We start from the raw sequence: 6,130 nt of genomic DNA, 5'->3' as shown, positions 1-6,130 counted from the left end.
GACGCAGGGGAACTCCTCCCCATCGCGGGATCCGCACCTCCCGCCCGGGGCCCGCTTCACGGTCGAATGACCCGCGCGCGACGGGGCGCCGTCTCGGCGGGGTCGCCCCGCGCCGGGGCGACCCGGTAATGTGATCGGGCGCGCCGATCCGGCGCCCCTCACGCGACACGATCGCCGTCAACCGCTCCTCTTCCAGAAAGCACCCGCGTGACCGAGACCACTGCCGACTTCCACCCGCTCAGCGACGCCGTCCAGCCCGTGTTCGACACGGTGCGAGCGCGAAGCCCTCACGAGCCGGAGTTCCATCAGGCGGTGCACGAGGTTCTGCACTCGATCGGCTCGGTGCTCGAGAAGCGCCCCGAGTACGTCGACAACGGCGTGCTGGAGCGGCTCGTCGAGCCGGAGCGCCAGGTCATGTTCCGCGTGCCGTGGGTCGACGACTCCGGGAAGCTGCAGGTCAACCGCGGCTACCGCGTGCAGTTCTCGTCGGTCCTCGGGCCGTACAAGGGCGGCCTGCGGTTCCACCCGTCGGTCAACCTGTCGATCATCAAGTTCCTCGGCTTCGAGCAGATCTTCAAGAACGCGCTCACCGGTCAGGGCATCGGCGGCGGCAAGGGCGGCAGCGACTTCGACCCGCACGGCCGCAGCGACGCCGAGGTCATGCGGTTCTGCCAGTCGTTCATGAACGAGCTGTGGCACCACATCGGCGAGCACACCGACGTGCCCGCGGGCGACATCGGCGTGGGCGGCCGCGAGATCGGCTACCTGTTCGGCATGTACCGCAAGCTCACGAACCAGCACGTCTCGGGGATCCTCACGGGCAAGGGCATCGGCTGGGGCGGCGCGCAGGTGCGCACGGAGGCCACCGGCTACGGCGCCGTGTTCTTCGTGCAGGAGATGCTCGCCGTGCACGGCGAGACCCTCGAGGGCAAGCGCGTCGCGGTGTCGGGATCCGGCAACGTCGCGATCTACGCCATCGAGAAGGTCACGCAGCTCGGCGGCCGGGCTGTGACGGCCTCCGACTCGAGCGGCTACGTCGTCGACGACGCCGGCATCGACCTGGGCCTGCTGCGGCAGATCAAGGAGGTCGAGCGCGGCCGCATCGTCGAGTACGCGAACCGCCGCCCCGGCGCCCGCTTCGTGGAGCGCGGGAACGTGTGGGAGGTGCCGGCCGACATCGCCGTGCCCGCCGCGACGCAGAACGAGCTGAGCGCCGAGTCGGCGCAGGCGCTCATCGCGAACGGCGTGCGCGCCGTCGCGGAGGGCGCCAACATGCCGTGCGTGCCGGAGGCCGTCGAGGCGTTCCAGCAGGCGGGCGTGCTGTTCGCCCCCGGCAAGGCCGCGAACGCGGGCGGCGTCGCGACGTCGGCGCTCGAGATGAGCCAGAACTCGGCCCGCCAGCGCTGGAGCTTCGCCGACAGCGAGAACCGGCTGCGCGAGATCATGGGCGACATCCACGACGCGACCTTCCGCGCCGCCGAGCGCTACGGCACCCCCGGCGACTACGTGGCCGGCGCGAACATCGTGGGCTTCGAGCGCGTCGCCGACGCGATGATCGCGCAGGGCGTCATCTGACGCCGACCCGCTGAGGCTCTGCGGCCCCGTTCCCGAAGGGAGCGGGGCCGCTTCGCGCGTCGGCGCGGATCCGGGGGCGTGACGATGCGCCCCGGCAGCCCTGCGGGCTCGCCTCCGCCCTCACGCGCCCCGGGGCGGGACCCAGCGCAGCGTGGAGATGCAGGCGTCGTAGAGCTGCTTCGAGGCGACGACCTGCTCGTCGTCCGCGTCGGCCTCGGCGGGGCGGCTCACCGTCGCCGTGAAGTGCAGCGCGCGGCGACGCTTCGTGGTCGGGATCGGGGTGAGGTATTCGACGGTCGTGAGGCCGATGGACGCGTCGCCGGCCTTCACGATCTCGTCGCGTTCGAACCGGATGAAGCGCTTGTCGCCGAACAGCGGCTTCGCGCCGAACTCCCGGATCGCATGCGCCACCATCTGGTCGAGGGTGATCTCGGGCGTCGCGGCGCGCTTCGACACGATGATGGATCCGGGGATCCACAGGGTGTCCTCGTCGCCGGTCGTCGCCGCGTAGTAGGCGAGCGCGCCCTCGCTCTGCATCGCCTCGTAGGAGTTGTCGACCATGGCGCGGACGACGGCGTACAGGTCGGGGCGCTGGATGCTCAGGAACCGCTTCCGCATCGCCGCGCTGAGCTCGGCGCGGTCCTCGTCGCCGACCTCGCGCCTCTCCCATCCCGCGGGGAGGTCGATCTCGAAGTCGGGCTCTGCGGCCCCGCCGAGCTGCTCGCGCAGCGTCATGCCGCTGTCGTCGGTCATGCGTCCTCCTCGATGTGCAGGCGGCCGAGCGGGCGCGCCTTCAGCGCCTCGATGTTCTCGTCGGGCAGCAGGCCGCGCTTCACCAGCTCGTCGATCGCCCGACCCCGCTGCTTCATGAGATGTCTCACCGTCTTCTCGTCGAGGTCCTCGAGCTCGATGTCCACCGCCGCCGGCTCCGCCGGGGGCGACATCTGCACGAGGACGAACAGCACGGCCGCGAGACCCATCATCACGTAGGTCGGCACCATCATGAGGCCCATCCCCACGCCGTCTTCCGCCGCCAGCATGTATGCCACGGGGATCCCGAGCGCGCCGAACACGAAGATGATCGTCATGGTCAGGCGCAGGCCGGGCGTGCGCCTGCGCCCTCCGCGCGCCCACCGCACGAACAGCACCGCGACCCCGATGGCCGCCACCGCATAGCAGACCGCCGCGAACGGGATGTCCCCGGCGTCCCGCTCGGTCATCCGACCGAGACGGATCGCGCGATCATCGCCCAGCAGCGCCGCGAACCCGCCGATCGACGCCAGCCACGGCACGAACCCGATGAGCCCCGCCCAGATCCGCCGAGGAACCGACAGCGCCGTCCACGCGGCGGCCTTCCCCCGATGCGCGACCACGTGCGCCTCCAGCAGATCCAGCCCGTGCGGATCGTACCGGGACACGCTTCTCGCCCACGACGCGGGCGGCAGCGGGTCGGACCCGACATCAGGCAGCGTCATGCGTTCCAATCTGCCACGCGTCGGCCGCCCCGTCCGGCAGGCCCGCGATGGGGCGCCCTACGAAGGCCCTGCCGTCATCGAACTCCACGACGAGCGACCGGACGATCTCGGCGAGCCCGGGCTGCATCCGCTCGAAGAGCGGCGGGGCGGTCGGCGGCACCCTCACGACGACGCACGCGTCGCCGTCGACGAACGCGAACATGCACTCGTGGCCGACGAGGCGCCGCCCGTCCGCGACCTCGGCCGGAGCGCGCGTGGCGAGCATCCCCTCCCCCAGGTGGTCTGTGCGGATGGAGCTCAGCGCGTACCCGGCCTCGCGCCAGCGCTCGACGGGCTCCGGCTCGACCAGCGTGACGCTCACGGTCGCCGCGACGGGGCCGCGCGTGGGCAGGAACGCGAGCAGGAGGAGGTCGCTGTCCGCACGCGCATCGGCGATCGCGCCGACGAGCTCCTGGATCGACGGCGCGGCGTCGGGGTCGAAGCGCTCGGCGTGCGCCCGCGACACGGCATCGACGACGGCCGCCGACCAGCGGTCCCGCTCCTGCGCGTCGGCGAGCTCCGGGACCTCGATCCAGCCTCCCGACTCGACGGCTGCGCGTGCGCGGATCGACGTCACCAGATCACGTCCAGGACCGGCAGGTAGTCGTCGCCCACGTCGACGTTCCCGAACTCCCTCTTGAACCCGTCGTACCCGGGGACGAAGCGCGAGATGATGCCGTCGACGCGGAAGAAGCCCTTGCCCATCCCGTAGTGGAGGTCGATGATCCCGGCGACGAGCTGTCCCCCCGACGCCGTGCCCATCTTCTCGAAGAAGTCGAGGCTGTTGCCCGTGAACAGGCGGGTCATCATCCCGCCGAAGGATCCGCCTTCCTTCCACATGGCCGACAGCGACCCTATCTCCGTGACGCCCTTGTACTGGCCGACGAACTCGGATCCGAACTTGCCGGCCATCTTGCCGAAGGTGCCGCCCTCTCCGATGATCCCGACGATCTTCCCCACGGGGAGCACGTCGATGACCGCGAGCGTGAGATCGACCCACGACGCCTCGCCTCGCGCGAACTGGATGACCGTGACGATCAGGGTCAGGCCGGCGACGATCGCGGCGAGAGCGCCGATGAACGGGCCGCCGATGACGATCGCCGCGATGGCGAGGACGAAGCCCGCCCAGGAGAGGATGTCCTTGATCAGCGCGAGCGTCTGCGTCCAGCCGTCGGCGATCTTCCCCGACATCTCGTCGGTGATGCCGCTGACGGCGTCGTCGAACGCCTGCTCCCACGTGTCGTAGTCGGCGTCGAAGTAGCCGGCCTCCTCCTCCCAGGCTTCGAACGCCTCCTTCTTCGCGGCGTCCTCGTCCGCCTGCTGATCGGCTTCGGGGCTGCCCTCGTCGGGCTGGAAGAGCCCTCCCGTTCCCCGGGGATCGACCTTGCCGGGGAGGGAGTCGTACGTCGTCCACAGGTTCTCGCAGTTGTCGACGTGCGTGCGGATCTTCGGCTGCACGTCGGAGAGCGCCTCGCCGTAGGTGACGAGAACCGGGCCGACGGGCTTGTACAGCTCACCGGCCTCCTTCAGCTGCTTGTAGGCGTCGTCGATCGTCTCGATGAGCTTCTCGATCGCCTGGCCCTGCTGCTCGCTGGACCGCGTCGCGATCTGCTCGAGCACGGTCGCGCTGTCGATCATCTGCTGGCCGAGCTCGCCGATCGCCTCTCCGCGGCTGGTGATCGCATCGGGGCTGCCCTTGACGTATTCGATGTCGCGCCCTGCGGGTGACCTGTCCATGGCGTCCTTCACTCCTCCGGCTCGAGAGCGATCGCGAGCTCGTCATCGCCTTCGCGGAACCCGTCGAGGATCCCCGTCACCCGCTCCAGGATCTTGCTGAGGTCCTCCGAGAGCTCGCCGCGCTTCTTGTCCCAGCGCTCCTCGAACTCCCGCGCGCCGTTGCGCAGCTCGTGCCGGCCGTACGGATCGCTGATCGCGGCCTCGAGCTCGTCGGAGTTGCCCACCGCGTTCTCGAACTCCGCGACGATGTCGGTCAGGTTGGTCTCGACCTCGCCGAGTTCGGAATAGGAGATGTAGACGTCGCCCATGTCGCCCCCTTCATGTCACGTCTGCGCGGCCTCGCGGCCGGGCGCCTCCTCCCAACCTAGGAATGCCCCCGCCGACATGTCGATGGGGAGAAGTACCCATGCCCGTCCCGAACGGGGCCCCGCTCGCCCCGCGGCCGGCCTGACTGCCGCGTCGGGACATCACGCGGCTCCGCAGGCGTCGATCACCGCCTTCCGCCCGTCGCACACGGACGATGCACCGGCGCGAGAGCGCCTCACCCGCCGGCGAGACCGTACCAGAGCAGGAGCGCGAACAGCACGACGCCGATGATCGCCGGCAGCAGGTACTTGCGCACGCGCCCCGTGCGCATCGGCGGATGATCCGTCACCCCGCGCATCCCCCGGACGACGGGCCACACCGGCCACGTCGAGACGGATCCGGCGATGTCGTCGACCATGCCCATCGTCTCGCGCCAGCGATCCGCGCTCCCCGTCGAGACGTCGCGACGCGAATACAGGAACAGCCGGTCCCCCGTGATCTCCATGTCGAACCGCCTCGCAAGCACCGCGAAGCGATCGACGATCTCGGGCGTGAACAGCGCCCTCGCGATCGGCTCCGCCCCGTCCACCGCATACAGCGAGAACGCCCGCCCCGCACCGACCCCGACGCGCTGCGACGCGTGCGGCGGGTTCGGCAGCGTCAGGCCCAGAAGCGCCTGCGAATGCCGCGCGTCGAGGACCATGTGCGGAAGCGCTCTCGGCAGCCCGATCGCGACGTACCCGCACCGGCGCGGCATGTAGCGCCCCACGCCCTCCAGGAACGAGAGGTTCCCGAACTCGACCGGCCGCCCCTTCCGGCGTCCGTTCAGCACGAGGAACCGGTCATGACCGTGTCCGTAGGTGAACGGCATGCCGGCGTATCCCGCGCCGGACGTCCAGCGACGGAACGACAGCCCGTTCGCCTCCGCGAACCGCGCGATCCGGTACGCCGTCGCCGCCGACATCCGGCGCAGAACCACCGCGCCCGAGATCGCCGCT

At 70.5% G+C, this 6,130-nt stretch carries 6 protein-coding genes and 1 pseudogene; 1 reads left to right on the top strand and 6 read right to left on the bottom strand.

All coding sequences use genetic code 11. The features are described from left to right. Positions 1–207 precede the first annotated feature (207 nt). Entirely contained in the window at positions 208–1,575 is a 1,368-nt protein-coding gene (gene gdhA, locus NHL53_RS14395; RefSeq protein WP_433777587.1) for an NADP-specific glutamate dehydrogenase, read from the top strand. Between the two features lie 120 nt (positions 1,576–1,695). Here gdhA and NHL53_RS14390 read toward each other — a convergent pair whose 3' ends face one another. The 6 genes and pseudogenes from NHL53_RS14390 to NHL53_RS14365 form a co-directional block, all read right to left on the bottom strand. Further along, a complete protein-coding gene (locus NHL53_RS14390) occupies positions 1,696–2,328 on the bottom strand; it encodes a hypothetical protein (RefSeq protein ID WP_433777586.1) in 633 nt (210 codons plus the stop codon). Further along, positions 2,325–3,050 carry a hypothetical protein gene (locus NHL53_RS14385; protein WP_433777585.1) on the bottom strand — a complete coding sequence of 242 codons (726 nt, stop codon included), beginning with the start codon at positions 3,048–3,050 and terminating at the stop codon, positions 2,325–2,327. The genes NHL53_RS14390 and NHL53_RS14385 overlap by 4 nt, the downstream gene beginning before the upstream one ends. Then, positions 3,037–3,666 (bottom strand): hypothetical protein, encoded by a 630-nt coding sequence (locus NHL53_RS14380; RefSeq protein WP_433777584.1) that lies wholly within the window; start codon positions 3,664–3,666, stop codon positions 3,037–3,039. Before NHL53_RS14380 ends, NHL53_RS14385 begins: the two co-directional genes overlap by 14 nt. Then, positions 3,663–4,826, bottom strand: coding sequence for a hypothetical protein (locus tag NHL53_RS14375; RefSeq protein ID WP_433777583.1), 1,164 nt, complete (start codon positions 4,824–4,826; stop codon positions 3,663–3,665). The genes NHL53_RS14380 and NHL53_RS14375 overlap by 4 nt, the downstream gene beginning before the upstream one ends. Positions 4,827–4,834: 8 nt before the next feature. Beyond that, on the bottom strand, positions 4,835–5,134 hold the full coding sequence (locus tag NHL53_RS14370; RefSeq protein ID WP_433777582.1) for a hypothetical protein: 300 nt from the start codon (positions 5,132–5,134) through the stop codon (positions 4,835–4,837). Between the two features lie 233 nt (positions 5,135–5,367). After that, positions 5,368–6,130, bottom strand: a pseudogene (locus NHL53_RS14365) (hypothetical protein); the annotation flags it as partial.

The sequence above is a fragment of the Microbacterium sp. gxy059 genome, from assembly GCF_050958665.1.
GTDB lineage: Bacteria > Actinomycetota > Actinomycetes > Actinomycetales > Microbacteriaceae > Microbacterium.
This window is presented reverse-complemented; position numbering and strand designations above follow the sequence as displayed.

Coding starts and splice junctions, on each gene's coding strand:
- NHL53_RS14390 (WP_433777586.1), bottom strand. CDS start 2,328: ATGACCGACGACAGCGGCATGACGCTGCGCGAGCAGCTCGGCGGGGCC.
- NHL53_RS14385 (WP_433777585.1), bottom strand. CDS start 3,050: ATGACGCTGCCTGATGTCGGGTCCGACCCGCTGCCGCCCGCGTCGTGG.
- NHL53_RS14375 (WP_433777583.1), bottom strand. CDS start 4,826: ATGGACAGGTCACCCGCAGGGCGCGACATCGAATACGTCAAGGGCAGC.
- NHL53_RS14370 (WP_433777582.1), bottom strand. CDS start 5,134: ATGGGCGACGTCTACATCTCCTATTCCGAACTCGGCGAGGTCGAGACC.